The organism is Providencia sp. PROV_01 (assembly GCF_053098325.1).
Genome location: NZ_JBRFKD010000002.1, coordinates 3267106 through 3283713, shown reverse-complemented (window position 1 = coordinate 3283713; position 16608 = coordinate 3267106). Strand labels below are relative to the sequence as shown.

The following is a 16608-nucleotide window of genomic DNA, read 5'->3' as shown; positions in this document are numbered from 1 at the left end:
ATGTAGTCCTTTACATTAATGATGCGCCAAAGGTTTCACTTGACGCGGTAATTTGTCCAATTCGAATAAATAATGGTTGATTTGGAAGCGTGGCGTAATAGCAAATATAATCGGCTTCAATAAAGCCCACTCGCATTCCTAACTCATGCACCGCCATGACTTCAAAGCGATAGCGCCTGCACGTTCGCCCGTACTGACGGATAATTTGCAGCAACAAATCAGGGTTATTCGCTATTTGCCCGTCGCTGACCCGTAAAATAATGACATCCCAGTCAATATCCGGCTGTCGCTCATTAATTTCGACATAGCCCACACCAAGGCGTTTAAATATCTCAATAAATCCTGCGACACTGCCGGAGTCTTTGGCGTTGATAAATGCATATTTCACGCGCTTACGGTATAAATCCAACGGTTCATTATTAAAGCGGTGGATATCGCGCTGATAGGCCAACAAGTTTAATAATGGCTCGGTGCATGTATCGGGGTCTAATTGCGCCAAAGGCCACGTTAACCAGCTATAAACTATTTCCCAAAATCGCTTTGCTGACCGTAATAATATGGCGAGCTCACCAAGGTTCATCCATGACGGCAATTGCAGTCGCTTTAATCGCTCTTTAAACTCGGGCATTTTGCACCTCAACCGTGAGCGATTTTAGGCGCGGCACGCTTAAATCACTGACAATATCGGGTATGCTAAACACAATAGAATCCAAGACGGAAAATTGTTTATGTAGCTCCCGACCTAAATTTGAGAATGAAAAACGCGAATATGGCCATGTTTTTTTAACGTCATAATTGGTGTTTTCACGAAATGCACAACGCACCAAATCACCCGTATCTTGTTTAAGTTTTTGCAATTCCTCTGCGGTAAAGTTTTCCACACTTTGCACAAATAAAGTCACTTTTAATACGTGCTGTGTTTCTGGCATGGGAAAACACCGCATATCATCACCGTGTCCGTGGTGGCCTTGTGCATTAATATAATCATTCACTTTGTCGATAAATGGCTGACTGGTGACGCCACTGTCCAATAACAAATACGCATTGGCGGTACCTGCGCCACGGGGCGCATCATGTAAAAAGAAAATACGGTCAATACTCAAACCAACAACATTCGCTATCATGCCGCGATAAACCGCATCGGTATGATATTGACCGACTAAGTTGTATTGATTGCGGCAGCGGTCACGCAAATCATTGTCACTTTCTGCATTCGCACCCGGAACTAATAACCAATTTTCTTCACTTTGAACGCGCTCAATCCCTGCAATCGCCACGGGTAAAATACGAAAATAACCAGGAGCAAGATTGTAAGCCCCTCCGGCATTTTCAGCGATAACCGGCACTAATGCGCTATCGGTATTTATCGCTTTCGTTTCAACGGTTTTCATACTGTAAATAATCCCGTTGATACGCTCTGTTTGCACTATGGTTCCGGCAGGAATGGTGACTGTTCCCGCACCTGCGGTACGATAAAAACGGATGACGCCTTTTGCTTCGGTGGCAGGCTTGCGCGTTAAATTGACGCCCCATGCAAACATGTCTAGCCATTGCCCTGATGCAGTGGCTAAATACATATTTTTCAAGGTGACATTAATTAATGCTTCCGTAAGCCAGCGAACAGGCTTTGTTACGATGGTATTAATCAAGCGCCAAAACGGCGACATGTCCGAGGTGTTAGTAACAAAGCCCTCATCGTGGACAATTTCCGCAAATTTATCGCTAATTTCTTCCTCTGAGACAGGCATCCCGCTATCACGTAAAACCTGTTCATAATCAATTTCAGGAATGTTTTTACTGTTCATAATTCACCCCTAAATTGATACGGCCAAAATCATAAGTATCAGCGGTTACCCAAAGTCGCTTAGTATTTTCTTCATCAATCACAACGGTACCCGGAACTAACCGTTCATCACTTTCAACCAAGATTTCCATTTGCGTGCGAATGTCCGCACGTAATGTTGGGCTACGCTCTGCCACTAATTGGGTGGCGAGTCCGCTTTCAATAATACGGTGTGCCACATCTTGGGTGATTGATTGACGGTTATTGCATAACTCCGGTTCATTGCCGGAGTTTAATGTCAAATCTCGGTTTGTAATTAATAAATCAATGTAGAGTAAGTTAACCATTATCAAGCGCAGTCCATTCCGCTAAATCCGTTGGTGACATTCCGTTTGTCACATTGATATTTACTGTATCGTATCGCTTGCTGTTATCAATCGATTGGGTTCGGTTATTGCTGATTTGCCGACTAATGCCGCCTTTCTCTACGCCGCTAAGTTGCCCACCGACTAATAAACCTGCCGCTCCTGCTGGGGCGGGGGAGCCGTCAACGGTTCCGGTAGTTTTGGTTTCAATATTGACACCCGGCAAGTAATTTAACAGGTCGATAATGCCGTTAAATGTTTTAGCAAAGGATGATTCGATAGTTTCCCATGCGTCAAAGAACAGCTTAACAACCCCCTCAATCATGTTGTCGAATGTGTCAATTAGTGAGAAGTTTTCAAATGCGCCCCAAAGTGCCGCCCAACCATCTGCAATGGCATTCCATGCGGTATTAAACGCTTGGCTAATTAATTCAGACATGGCAATAATGGTTTTGAAAACTAAGGTATCACCGAAATAATCTTTAAATTCTTGCCATTTTTGTGCCATCCATTCCCACGCTTGTGCGGCAACTAATCCAACCATGCGAACAGCTATCGCCACCACTTTAAACGCTGTCGTGTTCATTACTGCGGCTTTAACATCATCCCAATGTTTAATGAGTTTATAGATGCCATAAGCGAGTAGGGCGATAGCGCCAATTACTAATAAGATAGGCCAGCTCATAAATGAAAAGCTGACTCCTGCCGCCATTGCAGCAATACGCACCGCTAACAATGTGCCGCGAATAAATTTAAGGGCGGTATTCCATGCCAATATTGCTGTGCGATATAACCAAATAGCAGCAGTGCCCATTTTTAGCACACCACTAAATACCCCCATGATGATACTTAACCCCACCATGATAAATTTGGAAATACCCATCACGATATTTGCGGCAGCACCTGCGGCGGCAAAACCGAGTGTTCCCATCGTGATATAACCAACCCATCGTGCAATGTTAGGGAATAACGTAAACCAACGCACAAGGGTTTGACCTCCCTCTGCGAGCTTATCAATTAATGGCGTAATAACAGGTAATAGCGTCATACCAATGGCAATGCGGATAGATTGCCAAATAGACATCAGTCGTTCCCACGGATTGGCTAATTTTGCGGCTTGTTCCGTGGTGCGCTTCATTCCGTCACTAGCCCCCAAGAAACCAATATTTTTTCGCAAAATATCGACATTGCCGTAAAGCTGTTTGACCACGACGGCAGAATCACCAAAGGCCGCTTCAATTTCTTTTTGGGCTTTTAAATTGCCCTCAATACTCTTGCCGTATTTGGCTTGCAATTTATCCAGCATTTCAGGCATGGATAACATCTGGCCTGACGCATTGACGAATGACAGGCCGAGTTTTTTACCGCTATCGGTGGCTGTTTTGAGGAATGCTTCATACGCCCCCGACGACTCACCGCCTAGCGTTCGTTGTAGCTCACCCAACACTGCGAGCTGTTCATCAATCCCGACGCCAAATTGCGTACCTGCATTTTTTGCACCCTCCATCAAACCTGTTATTTCAGCCATCGATACGCCAAATGCTTTTGACATATACACGGCCTTACCTGCCAAATCTTCGGCAAATTTAACATGACCGACGGCATTGGCTTGGTTTTCAAACTGATTGAACATTTGCCCCATGTATTCGGCGGCTTCGGTTGATGTGGCTTTCAATGCAGCGGCTGTCGTATTGGTAATACGGGTTAATTGCGGCAAATCTTGCTGCGTGACATTGTTAATGGCTTTGCTGATTGCCGTAGTGGAATTGACAAAATCAATGGATGATTTTCCGTATTGGGATGCGAATTTCAGGGCGTCTTTAGACACTTTAGACATAATGCCATCATCAATACCCTGTAATGATGCACTCATCATGGCGTCATTCATTTCAATGGCAGGGTCAAGAATGCTTTTAATAGACCAGAACGCCCCGGCAAGGCCTGCACCGCCTACCGCAATTTTACCAAAGGCGACTTGGCTATCTCTAGCAAAATTAGAGACAGCCGATTGCACTTGTCGAATAGGCTTTGTGATATTGTCGATAAGGCTGAGAGTAAAATCTAACTCGCTCATGAGTCACCTTTAAACGCTAATACAATTCCGTTTGCGACTGCAATTTGCGTGTTTTCCCAGTGACGGTTATCTAACCAGATTGCAGTAGCGATATTTTCTTCCGTGTCCGGCTCATGAGGTAAATAGTGTTTTCTGAGCGCAATGAATTGCTCTAACTCATTGCGCTCAATTGCACGAACACGGTTTTTTAGTTTTTTACGCTAATTTCCAGCTTTGGCGCGTATTCTTTGTTTACTGCTTCGGCTAGCTGTGCGGCAGCCCCCGGAAAGCTGAGTAATTCGTCTAAATATTCTTTGCTTTCAGCGGTGACAATACGTTTTAAATAAGTGGTGAGCGGGGCAACTTTATTGTCCATCGACATATCGTTAATCATGCCATTATAAGCCGTGATATTTGGCTCAAAGCTAACGTCTTTTTCATTGATAGTTAACGTAATAATTTTTTTAGTCATGAGATAGTTCCTTTCTCTTTCTGATTTCGTCCGTTAATTGGTTGTGCCGTGCGGCACATTGACCGTATAAAATAGCCATTTTTTCTAATGGCTCTGAGATATCACGGCCTGTTGTTCCCGTGAGTCTCGGAATGTCCGTCGAGCATTTTTTTAACAGGTTTTCCTGATAGTTCACGCTCGATATTGTCGGCGGTTTGGTTGTACATGCTGACAAACTCATCACTAACACAAACGTTAGTAAACACAGGCTTAATAATTTCAGTGCGTATTTCTCTGGGGGCAGCATTGGCAATCCCCTCCAATTTTTCCTCAAGCGCTTGGCCTGATTGGCTTGATATTTCTTCAAGATTAATACGGGTTTTATCTGCCACTTTTTGAGCTGTTAGCTCTAAGCTGTCGTGATAAAGCCCGTTGACTCGCCAACCTGCGCCAAATGCACAAAGTAATAACGCAAGTATTAGCGCAAGTTGCTTTGTCATTACTTAACCCCGTTATGCTCTAATGAGTAGTGATTACCGTCATTAAATCGACCGCCCCACGTTCCTCCGATAGATTCCCAATATTCGCCAAGCGGTTGATGGTCAGTGGATTTTGTCAGCCACGCACCATTTTTAAACAGATTAAAATCGACGGCTAAACGTTGCGTATGCAAACTGTTTTTAATGCCTTTGCCTGATTTTGCGTTAGCTGCGGCCTGTTCTGGCGTGCGGTAAGCTTCACCAAAGGTGAGGCGGTAGCCGTGCTCGTCAGCCCAAAAAATTAATTTAGCAATCATCACGGTAAACAATGCTTGTTTTTCACTAAGTGTCATTTTTTTAACTTTCCTTGTAATAATGCGCTTCCACGCTTTTTCAGCCACATTTCAACCAATTGATATCCTGCTATCCCGAATGCCGTGCCAATTCCTGTGAGTGCTAAGGGTGAAATATCAGGAAACCATATCAATAAAGCCCCTGCTAAAACTGATATTGCCGCGCCTAAAATTACACGCCCAAAAAACAACCGAACTGTAATTTGCTCATCACTAGTTAGAATTTTTCCTATAGCAATCAAGACCCCCATAAAAAATAGGGCTATAAACGTTTTTTCGTGTTCTTCCATGAACAAAATTACCTTATCCGATAAGGGTTTGAGTTAATTCCGACTCTAAATACGGAATACCTTTAATCCGCACAAAATCAGGACTGGTGACCAGATATTTAATTTTGTGAGTAGTGAGTGCGCCACCTTTTGGGTCGGTATCTAAAATATCAGTCAAAATCAATTTATTACCGAATGATTCGACTTTCATTTCTTCATTGCCCGCCTTGGCATACCATAAGAAATCCATTGGCTTAATCCCACGCCATGAACCTGCCGCCCGCGCTTTTGCGACGATAATCTCAAAATATTTTGTACTAATTTCGATTTCACCCTCTGCGCTCACATCACCCGCGACAAAGCCGTCGGGCATACCTTTGGTTTGCGCGGCTGCGGTATTATCAGTAATGGATAGACTCACTTTTTCGACGTGAATTAAGTCGCCATCAATATTAAAGTCAAAGGATTGACCAGATAAACGTTGGCTCATTATGCGCTCTCCAAGCTAGCATCCAGTAAGATACTGACCGTAATTCCTTTCGGACATTCATACGTTCTTACTGTGATATAAATTTCAACGGTATTTTTGGTTTTCCACACAATCACGACGTCATTGTCTTGTGGCGGTTTACATTCACCGGGGAACGTGACACCGTTGATTTCTGCACTACGTGACATTTCACGCATTGTGCGAGCAAAATAGGATTTGTGGGTTTCAATGCTGTTTGGTGTACTGTTTAAGCTACGGTCTGCAATTTTTGCAATAGCTTGTAAACGAACGCGACGCGCGACTTTATCAACAATACGCAAGTTTTCAATCGCTTGAAAATCACCGCCCTCAACATCTAAGGTGCGACCATCAGACCAATACATGCCGTCATAGTCGGGATACCACATCGGTACGCTATAACGGAGTTTTTCCAACGCTTGCAAGGTGGCTAAATCAATTTCTACACCGCTATCGTCTTTAGGTTTATCAACGCTACCTAAATCAAGCAAAGCGCCTGTTTTCACCCGAGCCGGACTATCAGCAATGGTAACCGCACGGTTACATAAACGACCCGCCAATACGCCCGCTTCATTTCCCCAAAATGTGGGCACTAATTGAATAGATTCAACCGCTTCGCCTTTTTGAAGTTCACCAAGGCGCGTTAATGCTAGTTGCCACGTTTCTTTTGCTTGTAATCCTGCGACAGAAAGAATTGCCCATGTCCAGCGCCCAAACTTCGCCATTAGATTTGCGCGGAGTGTTTGCGCGGCCTTAATGGTGGCTTTGGTGGTATCACCGATATAGACATAGCCCTCAACACTGGCAACAGATTGCGCTTTCATTACCGCATCAACAAAATCGGTTTCGGCTGCGCTCTCCGGTAAGACGTGAACATAACCAAACCAGTTCTGCCCAGCATTCGCCATTGCTGCCTTGATATTCGACTTTAAAGGGCTATTTTCTACCCCCAATAATGTATCTAAATCAGTTTGAGTATTAACAGGTAAGGTTTCACCAATATGGCTCTTCCCTTTGCCCACAAACAGCAAAACACGCTCAATTTCTTTGGTTTCGCCTTGTAACTGATTGACTTGATTAACCTGAATGTTAGGCCACATAGTTAAGTCCTTTTATTTAATATCCTGCGCTTTAACATCAGCGCCAAATCCAATCCCTTGTAACTGCCTTGCGAGTGCCTTTTTAAAATCGCTGTCGCTCATGCCTAAAAAAACACGGGATGGAACATCTATCGACCATGTATTTTTAGGTGGTTTTTCACTTAACTTTCTAATTAATAAACCTGCTTGCCCCATATCCATATTTTCACAAATATGCTTTACAGTTGGTTTTTTCCAACGTTTCCCAGATTTAACCTGATATCCTAAATCACGTAATTTTTTTGCTTGTTTCTTTGTGGCTTCACGCTCAGTTGTTTTTTTTGATTGAACATCACGTTTTCTTATTGTTGCTTTCATTCCATGTTGTTGAGTGAAACCAACAACACCCGCACTTAATTTTTTACCGCCACTATGATAATTTCCACCTTGTAAATAAATTCTTACCGAATCTGTTTCAGGCATCTCCCTGATATGCAATAATTTAGGCATATTACGAAGCATTTTTTTCTTATAATTACTTTGCCTTTTTTTCCAAGCTTCACCATCAGGCGATTGTTGATTTTTAACATTTCGTTTTGCTGATGCAATTACGCCATGTTTCGCCATGCGCCATAAAAAACGCTGTTTTTTCTTTTCTGGTAATTCAAGGTTTTTTAACGCTTTTTGCATTTCTGCAAATTGCTCTTTGCTCAATTGGCCTTTAATTATCATTTTTCACGTCACTATAAATTTCAGCGTGTTCTGCGTATCCAAATTCGGTATCTGCCAGTGACCAACGTTTACCATCAAAAGGAACAATCCCGTTTATGTCTTCTTTCATCACAACGGGCTCAGCGAGTGAAATTGACACAATGACAACGGCTGTTTCGTCATCAACTTCAACAATCATAGATGGCGGTTCTTGTTCGATATTGCTATTGCCTAACTCGTTATCTTGTTCACATGCCCACGCATCAATTAGCAAAGGGATATAATCAGGATGAATCAGTCGATAAGGAAAACGCCCCCATGAAATGACAGCTTCACTTTGTCGTATCATCATTTGATATTGGTCTAAGCCTAAGTCCCGATGCGCGCGGATAAACTGTATTTCGTCCATTTCGCTTTTAAATTCAACATCGCAGACGCGTGGCGGTAAATTGGCTTTTAAAAAATCAGTTAGGCTTTTTAATTTATTCATATCATCGCCACCGTGACACGTTTTAAGCCTTTCATATTGCGGATCACAAATGCGGCTTCTGCGAGTAAATTATTCTTTGTTTCAGGGTTTTCTTGCTTCGGATTTGCCGCACGGCTGACAATTGATGTTATTTCGCCTATCAAATCCGCTTTAGCCCGTGCATAGAGTGCCTTTTTATATTGTGCACACAATGCATTTTGCCCATTGGCTTTTGCTCCCGGAGCATCATTTGCCGTGTTATAACCTTTAGACAACAATTGTTTTTTCAGTGATTCGAGCGATAAATTAATTTCAGCAACACTCGCTAATAACGCATCGGTTAATAACTCATGATTTAAATCAGGTGGTACTTGGCGCTGCTTTTGAAAATCCGCTAAATTAATATCAGGCCAAAAACCATCATTAGTTATTTCGACCGATTGATAATTTAACTCGTTGCCATTAAACATAATTTATCGCTCGCTACTTTGAATCACTCCGCCAGAATATACTTCGCAATACAAATAAAATGACTGATAGCCCAATAACCGTTCCCCAATTTACAGGTACTACCGTATTTAATTCGGCTGAAATTGAGAACCAATTCCAGACACTTAATATTCCCCAAGAAAAGCCCAGAGATAACAATAAACACACTGCAATAATGAGTAATACCAATATCGCGCCAACCATTGTTTCTGATTTCATTTTCTATCCTTGTAATAAAAAAACGGGCAGTCCGGTTTCCACGGTTAATGACATGATTGTCATACCTCCACCGCGCCCGTTTCGGCTTGCGGTAGTCGTTTTTATTCTGCTGTTAACGCTCGAATGCGCATGGCGATCCGTTTTAAATGCGTATCAACACCCACTTTCGGATTAAGCTGTCGTGCTTTTTCCATATAGGATGAGGCTTGCTCCAATGTATCAACACAATCAATGGCGCTGGCTTTCGCATCTTCATTGATATTGCTTCTGAGTAAATTCAATGCAGCAAATTTGTAGTATTTCGCCCTGATTTTTTCGTGAACTCGCCATTTTTCAGTGACATTTTTAAAGGTTCTTGAAAAATAAGGCTCAATACTGTTTCCCGCTTCATTTTCTAATGTTGCCCACGCTAAGATAGTGTCAGCAACAAAGGCCGGAAAATTACTGCGGAAATTGTCTGGGGTGAGCTGTCCTTGCTCAATGGCAATATCTGCCCAATCCAATCCCTTGTCGAAATCCCCAACATCAAATAGCCAAACGGTGCAGTAAGCAAAAATCGGGTTTCGGTAGATCTCCCCCTCGGACAAATAGCGTTCAGCGGTGGGAAGATAAGCGGGGAGTAACTCCCGCTTTTTCATTTCCACGCGGTCAGCCGTTGTCGGTTGCTCACGCAGTCTTTTGACATCCCGCTCAATCGCCCTCGCTTGTAAGTGCATGCTGGCACCATCAGCGATAGTGATGGCCTCTTGCCTTTCCAGCTTTTGCTTGACTTCAACGTCTAAGCGGTGGCGTTGTGCGGGTGATAACATTACTCTTGTTCCTGATTATCTGGATTGTTCGGTAATTCAGAAACGGTGCCGATAGTCACTGCATCTTCATCATAAGCGGCATATAACTCTGGGTATTCCAACGCATATCCCTCATTACGCAGATATTTGTTTTCATACTGCTTACGGTCTTCTACAAACTCTGCTTTACGCTGACGCGTGTTGCGCTGGGTGTAGATATGCAGGTTTGACAACATTGTCACAACCATGCGCTTACCGGGCATAAATGGCGGCACTAACGCTTTACGACCCGCGATAGTATCTGCCAGCATTTGTGCAGCGATTTTTTCGGTTGGTTTATCAGCCGCTTGATATAATCGATATTGCTCTGCTGCCACTAAATCAGCACCAACAAGCACCACCAAGCGCGGGTCATTACGGAATTGCTGTGGAATGCAGGTATTAATCAGGTCTGATGCCATCGCATCTAATGAGCGATAATCGCCTTTGTCATCCAAGGTGACCGGAGTAGTAATAATTTGCTTACCATTCTCCCAATTTTTAGCGATTTGATGCCAACCGATATTGACATCTTCACCGTTCGGGTATTTTTCAGGGTCGGTTTTAGCCGCAACTTTCACACCATTAAAACCAATACGGAGCATATCTAGCGCAAAAGATTCATTAGTAAATGTTTGCATGCGTTGTGCAAATTCGTCTTCCGAGCCAGCATTCGCCCAAACAGACAATAAACTCCATGGCAACGCAGCACCTGAGTCGGTTTCAACCAATTTATATTCGTTACCACTAACCGCAGTTTTTCGAATAAAACGACCAGTATCACTTCGACCTGTAAAAATACCCGGATTACCAACAGCGACGACTTGGCCTTGTAACTGGTCAACATCAGCGCAAGTAATCATATTAAGAAACTCAATGCGGTCTAATAATGCAGAACGCAAAGCGGTTTCTTTTGGGTCTGACAAATTAAAATAACGAGAAGTCTTATCAATCCCATAAGATTTTCTAAGGCCTTCTTCATAACTATCAAGACACTTAACTGCCTTTTGATTTAACATGGAAATCCCTCTCCTAAACTAATGACGATTAAAGATATTCGAAGCCTTTTTTGCGTTCTTTATCTTCGCCTTTAGGGTTATTTTTTGGCAACTTAGTGACTTTTTCGTCTAACTTTCCAAAGTTTTTAACGATTTGTGGTAGGTTCTCGCGCAAACGTGCGAATTCTTCCGTGTCTACCACTTCTTTTACCGTGTCGACGTCGTCTTGAACGTCTTCCACTTCCTGCTGAGTAGATGCAAGCTGTTCTTTTAACAGTTTAATTTCTTCTTCGGCAGCGGCTAATGCTTCCGCTAGTTTCTGTAACTTATCACCGTCAACCGTTTCCTCTGGCGGTGTCGCTTCTGGCTCAGCAATATTAAACAACTTACGCCAGCTTGTTTTCTTAGACTTTGTTGACATGTCCTTGTCCTTTCGTTTTTTTCGGCTGAAATGTAGCCTTGTGGTTCCAACACTGGCAGGCTCATTAGTAACAGCCAGCCCTTCAAGATACGATTTACCTGTCCCTCTAAAATTACCGTCAGGCGTTAATTCTATGGAGGTAAACAGGTATTTATCCTCGGCATTTGCGATTAATAAGCTGACAAATGGCCTGATAATGGCGAGAAGCTGTAATTCACCATGCTCATTTTCTTCAAGCATGACCTCAAGCACTTCGCCCATTGGTTCTGCATCGTGATTATGTTCCGGCCAAATTAGTGCCGCATATAATTTATAATCGTAGAGCTCTGCCGCATCTAACAGGTCTTGCCTTTCAATGACTCTGCCGTCTACGGTGTCACCCTCTGTCGCGATACATAACCATGTTGTTCTTAATTGCGACATTTACATGTTGCTCCCGTCCTTGGGTTTATTGCTTCCATTTCGTTAGGTGCTCAGTATTGCCCACATTTTTTTCACTGGCGACAAGTTCGATTCGGTTATAAATGCTTTGCCGAAAGCCGCTTAATGCCAGCGTTTAAAGGTCGGGGCACAATGCATCTACTATGGCTAAATACACGGATGCAAAAATACAGGTCGCAAAATCGTTATATTTGCGACGCTATACTCCAGCGGAAATCGCGGAGGAATTGAGCCTGCCTAATCGTCGGATTGTTTACTATTGGGCAGAAAAATGGAATTGGGCGGATATGCTCAGTCATGAGAGTGTGATTGAAGCAATTAACCGTCGCATTGTTTTATTAAGCGAGCGAACCAAAAAAACGGAGCTTGAATTAGATGAGTTAGACCGCTTGATTGCTAGCCACGTTAAATTAATGGCGCAAGCGAATAAGCACGCTGAAAAAATGGCAGCGTTAAAATCACAAGTTTCGGATATGCAAGGTCGGGGGGATTATGTCTCTGACGATACTGGCGAACCGAAGAAAAAGAAACGTTATCGTAAAAATGACATTTCTAGCCTGACACCAGAAGATTTCCAACGCTTTGCTGATGAAATGCTGTTTGGTTATCAAAAGCATTTACGTATTAATATTACAAAATCCATTCGTAATATTTTAAAAAGTCGTCAAATCGGGGCGACATGGTACTTTGCTTTTGAAGCTTTTGAAAATGCTTGTTTAACGGGTGACCCACAGATATTTCTATCAGCATCACGACCACAAGCCGAAGTTTTCCGGTCTTATATTGTCAATATTGCAGAGAAATTTTTTGGGGTGACATTAACAGGTAACCCAATTCGTTTAAGTAATGGGGCTGAATTACGCTTTTTATCCACCAATAAAAACACAGCGCAATCTTATAGCGGTCACTTATATTGTGATGAATATTTGTGGGTACCTGATTTTAAACGCTTAAATGATGTTGCATCAGCAATGGCGACGCACGACAAATGGCGTACTACTTATTTATCAACACCGAGTTCTAAAACGCATGCAGGTTATAAATTTTGGATTGGTGATGAATGGCGCGGCAATGATCCAAAGCGTAAAAAAATTGAGTTTCCCAGTGAAAAAGAAATGTGCGACGGTGGGCGTGATTGCCCTGATGGGCAATGGCGCTATGTTATTACCCTTGAAGATGCGATTAAAGGCGGCTTTAACTTGGCGTCCATTGATAAGCTACGACAACGCTACAACCCTGATACATTCAACATGTTGTATATGTGCGTATTTATCGACAGTGGCGCATCCGTTTTTAAATATGACCAGCTAGAAAAATGTGGCGTTGATGTAAATTTATGGGAAGACCATAAACCCAACGACCCGCGCCCATTTGGCAATCGCGAAGTGTGGGGCGGGTATGACCCTGCACGCTCTGGCGACACATCAACGTTTGTTATCGTTGCACCCCCCATGATGGCACCCGAAGTATTTCGGGTATTGGCAACATTTTATTGGCAAGGGTTTAGCTGGCGACATCAAGCAAAATTGATTGAAGATTTAACCAAGAAATATCGTTTCACACACATTGGCATCGATACCACAGGGATAGGTCAATCCGTGTATGAAATGGTGCAAGATTTTGCGCCACGTATTACACAGCCCATTCTTTATAGTCTGCAAATGAAAACGCAACTTGTGATGAAAATGATAGATATTGTCGACGAAGAACGCATTGAATGGGATATGGATCAGAAAGAAATCCCCGCGTCATTTTTATGCATCCGTCACACAACTACAGGTAAAGGTGGCGCAATGACATTCGTCGCAGATAGAACACAAGAAACAGGCCACGCGGATGTTTTCTGGGCAACGTCTCACGCAGTAATTAAAGAGCCGCTTAACACGGATAAAAAGCGCAAATCTAAATATATATTACCAAAGGCTGCATAATGAAAAAGAAACGGAATTCACGTAAACAAATGGCGCAACCCGCTAAAGCCCCCTCTAAAGGATTTAGCATCACACTGGGCAAGCCAACACCTATTTTAACGACGCATACTGATTATAAAAATATCTGGTATGACAATGATTTTGACCATTGGACACCACCAATCGACCGTGAAGCACTGGCGCAATTGGTGAATTTAAATGGCCAACATGGGGGCGTTCTCTATGCCCGCCATAATATGGTCACCAGTGATTATATTGGCGGTGGCCTAACCCACGAGCAATTAAAAGCGGCTGTCTTTAATTACTTTTTATTTGGTGATGTGGCCATTTTAAAAGTGCGTAACGGTTGGGGGGAAATCATCGGACTGGAGGTTTTACCCTCACTTTACTTGCGTAGGCGTAAAGACGGTGATTTTGTTATTTTACAAGAAGGTGAGCCGCTAGTTTATACCCCTGATGAAATCATTTATATCAAGATGTATGACCCACAACAGCAAGTTTACGGCTTACCGGACTACATCGGCGGTATTCATGCAGCTTTATTGAATAGTGAAGCCACTATATTTCGTCGTCGTTATTACCATAACGGGGCACACACGGGCGGGATGATTTACTGTAATGACCCGAATATGACCGACGAAGTAGAAGAACAAATTATCCAAAAACTCAGCCAAAGCAAGGGAATTGGTAATTTTGAAACCATGTTTGTGAGTGTGCCGAATGGCGACCCGGACGGCATCAAATTTATTCCCGTTGGGGATATCTCTGCAAACGATGAGTTTAGCAATGTGAAAAGTATTAGTGCGCAAGATATCTTGAATGCTCACCGCTTCCCCGCTGGCCTTGCTGGCATCATTCCCGGCTTAGGCTCTGGCGGCTTAGGTGACCCCTTAAAAGCAAGAGAAGCCTATCGACAAGATGAAGTTATCCCCGTACAAAATTTATTTATGAATGCGGTTAATAGTGAAATCGGTAGAAATGAGTCTTTGAAATTAAATTTCCGTCAAAATATCATTAAGGAAAATGAATAATGTCTAAAAATAGGGTAAAATTAAGACGTTATCAACAATCGGAGGTCTGGAACGTGCGAGTATTAAAAATATTCTGCCCCATTTGCGGCCAACGCGCGACAATTCGCAAATCGAATCGTAAACATCGTGAAATTTCAGACCTTTATTGCGCCTGTAATGATGTTGAATGCGGTCACACCTATGTTTTAAATCTAACGTTTAGTCACACAATCAGCCCTAGCGCCCACTCAGATGATTTGATTCAATCCATGATTGAAAAATTTAACCCCGAACAGCGCCAACTGGCGCTAGGGTTATTAACCTCAAAGGGTGCATGATTGCTGATTTACATCAGGGCTGCTATTTAGCAGCCTAATTTTTTGATTGCTCTTTTTTGCTATTTCTTCCCTTGCACCGTCTGCAAGTTCAGTAATCAGTGTGAGTACAACTTGACGCTCATAATGGTTGCAACCCTCTAAACTCCCCAGCTTTGCAATAACACTAATGCGCTCAAACGCTACCGATTCCTGTAATAAATCGCTCATATTCAAATTCCCATTTGTATACTGGATATTTGTACAGTATACATAAATAAAGTCATTGGGAAACCCTGTAAATCAGAAATAATTAAAATTTCTTTTGAATTACAGGGTTATGTGATTCATTTATAAACTATCTGCTTTGTGACATGTCACAGCAATATTATCCAACTTCAAATCATGCCAGCCGTTTGTATTCCAACAATCAGCCGCACCTGATAAGCAACACTGACTAACAGGTAATTGCTCACCGCATCTTTTACAGGTTGATTTTGATAACTAGCGAATTTTATCACTTAGTCGCGCAGTATCTTGGCGAATTAATAGTTGAATGTATTCATTCATTTCGTAAGGCTCCCGCCCTGGTCGACGAATAGCACAATTTTTTTTCAACATGTCCAATTCTTGGCTATCGACCATCAACTCAAATTTGATTTCGCCACTGTCTTTTTGTCGTTTACGCTGTTCCGCTTTCCGTTCTGCTGCTGTTTTTGCCATGTGCTCTACTCCCTTAGTTATCGTTAAAACAACAAAAAATCATTTCTTGAGCATCTTTTTCAATCATTCCGAATGAATCACACTGATTGACAGTTTTTTCATTCAGCAAACATAAGCTTCCAATTTCATATTCTGAGTTTTGGACAGTATCTTGATAGTAATCATTTCCTAGTAATTCCTTATATATCCAACTATTGTTATAACAACTACGAATATCTTTTGTGGAACGAAACGTATATAAAGTGACTCGCCATTTAACATGCATCGAAATTGAACGAGCCAACTCAATAATGTCAGGTAAGTTATTAATCCATGACCATTCAGAAATATAGACATCCCCTGACAACCCACCAAATGTGGTTTTGGGTAAATAATCGGGATTAAAAATATAAATACTTGCACCGTTACTTAATCTAAATATGTAATTATGGGCAATCTCAGCCTCTTTCATCATTGCATGCTTTAATAAATAATTTACTGGTACAGAACCAAAAAATATTTTATTGCGGCCTGTTAAACAGGCATCCTGTAAAGCTTCAAATAAAAAGTAGTAATCAGCGCCTATTTGCCGACCTTTTCTTAAAGAACGACCTTTCACGAATCGTGTTTGATACCATCGACACTGCCACGGCAAAAAATTCATCTGCTCTTTTTGCAGACTAAATAACAATTCACTTGTGATATTTATTTCCTCTACAGCAATTTTAGTTGTCAT

The 16608-nt window shown here is 42.3% G+C and carries 23 protein-coding genes and 1 pseudogene; 3 read left to right on the top strand and 21 right to left on the bottom strand.

Features of this window, described 5'->3' with window-relative positions:
- Positions 1–10: 10 nt before the first annotated feature.
- The 18 genes from ACU696_RS16155 to ACU696_RS16070 all read right to left on the bottom strand — a co-directional run bounded on the left by ACU696_RS16155 (position 11) and on the right by ACU696_RS16070 (position 11897).
- The gene (locus ACU696_RS16155) at positions 11–628 is read right to left on the bottom strand and encodes a phage tail protein (protein WP_447343195.1); all 618 of its coding nucleotides are present in this window, start codon (positions 626–628) and stop codon (positions 11–13) included.
- On the bottom strand, positions 615–1805 hold the full coding sequence (locus tag ACU696_RS16150) for a baseplate J/gp47 family protein (protein WP_447343194.1): 1191 nt from the start codon (positions 1803–1805) through the stop codon (positions 615–617). Before ACU696_RS16150 ends, ACU696_RS16155 begins: the two co-directional genes overlap by 14 nt.
- Positions 1795–2130: a DUF2590 family protein gene (locus ACU696_RS16145; RefSeq protein ID WP_447343193.1), complete on the bottom strand. Its 336-nt coding sequence runs from the start codon at positions 2128–2130 to the stop codon at positions 1795–1797. Before ACU696_RS16145 ends, ACU696_RS16150 begins: the two co-directional genes overlap by 11 nt.
- On the bottom strand, positions 2123–4222 hold the full coding sequence (locus ACU696_RS16140; protein WP_447343192.1) for a phage tail tape measure protein: 2100 nt from the start codon (positions 4220–4222) through the stop codon (positions 2123–2125). The genes ACU696_RS16145 and ACU696_RS16140 overlap by 8 nt, the downstream gene beginning before the upstream one ends.
- Positions 4219–4365, bottom strand: coding sequence for a DUF6890 family protein (locus tag ACU696_RS16135; RefSeq protein ID WP_409373456.1), 147 nt, complete (start codon positions 4363–4365; stop codon positions 4219–4221). Before ACU696_RS16135 ends, ACU696_RS16140 begins: the two co-directional genes overlap by 4 nt.
- Before the next feature lie 44 nt (positions 4366–4409).
- Entirely contained in the window at positions 4410–4673 is a 264-nt protein-coding gene (locus ACU696_RS16130) for a putative phage tail assembly chaperone (RefSeq protein ID WP_096864679.1), read from the bottom strand.
- 101 nt (positions 4674–4774) lie between these two features.
- Entirely contained in the window at positions 4775–5152 is a 378-nt protein-coding gene (locus ACU696_RS16125; RefSeq protein WP_375083699.1) for a hypothetical protein, read from the bottom strand.
- On the bottom strand, positions 5152–5484 hold the full coding sequence (locus ACU696_RS16120; RefSeq protein WP_447343191.1) for a M15 family metallopeptidase: 333 nt from the start codon (positions 5482–5484) through the stop codon (positions 5152–5154). Before ACU696_RS16120 ends, ACU696_RS16125 begins: the two co-directional genes overlap by 1 nt.
- A complete protein-coding gene (locus ACU696_RS16115; protein WP_239354600.1) occupies positions 5481–5774 on the bottom strand; it encodes a phage holin family protein in 294 nt (97 codons plus the stop codon). The genes ACU696_RS16120 and ACU696_RS16115 overlap by 4 nt, the downstream gene beginning before the upstream one ends.
- Before the next feature lie 13 nt (positions 5775–5787).
- On the bottom strand, positions 5788–6243 hold the full coding sequence (locus tag ACU696_RS16110; protein WP_048608860.1) for a phage protein: 456 nt from the start codon (positions 6241–6243) through the stop codon (positions 5788–5790).
- On the bottom strand, positions 6243–7361 hold the full coding sequence (locus ACU696_RS16105; RefSeq protein WP_166184541.1) for a DUF2586 domain-containing protein: 1119 nt from the start codon (positions 7359–7361) through the stop codon (positions 6243–6245). The genes ACU696_RS16110 and ACU696_RS16105 overlap by 1 nt, the downstream gene beginning before the upstream one ends.
- A 12-nt stretch (positions 7362–7373) precedes the next feature.
- On the bottom strand, positions 7374–8072 hold the full coding sequence (locus tag ACU696_RS16100; protein WP_164529147.1) for a hypothetical protein: 699 nt from the start codon (positions 8070–8072) through the stop codon (positions 7374–7376).
- On the bottom strand, positions 8062–8541 hold the full coding sequence (locus tag ACU696_RS16095; protein WP_164455410.1) for a phage tail protein: 480 nt from the start codon (positions 8539–8541) through the stop codon (positions 8062–8064). The genes ACU696_RS16100 and ACU696_RS16095 overlap by 11 nt, the downstream gene beginning before the upstream one ends.
- Positions 8538–8990, bottom strand: coding sequence for a head completion/stabilization protein (locus tag ACU696_RS16090; RefSeq protein WP_369105765.1), 453 nt, complete (start codon positions 8988–8990; stop codon positions 8538–8540). Before ACU696_RS16090 ends, ACU696_RS16095 begins: the two co-directional genes overlap by 4 nt.
- 13 nt (positions 8991–9003) lie before the next feature.
- Positions 9004–9228 carry a hypothetical protein gene (locus ACU696_RS16085; RefSeq protein ID WP_447343190.1) on the bottom strand — a complete coding sequence of 75 codons (225 nt, stop codon included), beginning with the start codon at positions 9226–9228 and terminating at the stop codon, positions 9004–9006.
- Between the two features lie 101 nt (positions 9229–9329).
- Entirely contained in the window at positions 9330–10037 is a 708-nt protein-coding gene (gene gpM, locus ACU696_RS16080; RefSeq protein WP_447343189.1) for a phage terminase small subunit, read from the bottom strand.
- Entirely contained in the window at positions 10037–11074 is a 1038-nt protein-coding gene (locus ACU696_RS16075; protein WP_375083695.1) for a phage major capsid protein, P2 family, read from the bottom strand. The genes gpM and ACU696_RS16075 overlap by 1 nt, the downstream gene beginning before the upstream one ends.
- Before the next feature lie 28 nt (positions 11075–11102).
- On the bottom strand, positions 11103–11897 hold the full coding sequence (locus ACU696_RS16070) for a GPO family capsid scaffolding protein (protein ID WP_272671140.1): 795 nt from the start codon (positions 11895–11897) through the stop codon (positions 11103–11105).
- Positions 11898–12058: 161 nt separating this feature from the next.
- Between ACU696_RS16070 and ACU696_RS16065 the strand changes: the two genes are divergently transcribed.
- The 3 genes from ACU696_RS16065 to ACU696_RS16055 are packed head-to-tail and all read left to right on the top strand — an operon-like array spanning position 12059 to position 15194.
- Positions 12059–13846 (top strand): terminase large subunit domain-containing protein, encoded by a 1788-nt coding sequence (locus ACU696_RS16065; protein ID WP_447343188.1) that lies wholly within the window; start codon positions 12059–12061, stop codon positions 13844–13846.
- On the top strand, positions 13846–14877 hold the full coding sequence (locus ACU696_RS16060) for a phage portal protein (protein ID WP_109911720.1): 1032 nt from the start codon (positions 13846–13848) through the stop codon (positions 14875–14877). The genes ACU696_RS16065 and ACU696_RS16060 overlap by 1 nt, the downstream gene beginning before the upstream one ends.
- Positions 14877–15194: an ogr/Delta-like zinc finger family protein gene (locus ACU696_RS16055; protein ID WP_141395919.1), complete on the top strand. Its 318-nt coding sequence runs from the start codon at positions 14877–14879 to the stop codon at positions 15192–15194. Before ACU696_RS16060 ends, ACU696_RS16055 begins: the two co-directional genes overlap by 1 nt.
- Here ACU696_RS16055 and ACU696_RS16050 read toward each other — a convergent pair.
- The 3 genes and pseudogenes from ACU696_RS16050 to ACU696_RS16040 all read right to left on the bottom strand — a co-directional run bounded on the left by ACU696_RS16050 (position 15180) and on the right by ACU696_RS16040 (position 16608).
- Positions 15180–15401 carry a hypothetical protein gene (locus ACU696_RS16050; RefSeq protein ID WP_096864691.1) on the bottom strand — a complete coding sequence of 74 codons (222 nt, stop codon included), beginning with the start codon at positions 15399–15401 and terminating at the stop codon, positions 15180–15182. The genes ACU696_RS16055 and ACU696_RS16050 overlap by 15 nt on opposite strands.
- Positions 15402–15521: 120 nt before the next feature.
- A pseudogene (locus ACU696_RS16045) lies at positions 15522–15893 on the bottom strand (hypothetical protein).
- Between the two features lie 13 nt (positions 15894–15906).
- A complete protein-coding gene (locus ACU696_RS16040) occupies positions 15907–16608 on the bottom strand; it encodes a terminase large subunit domain-containing protein (protein ID WP_447343187.1) in 702 nt (233 codons plus the stop codon).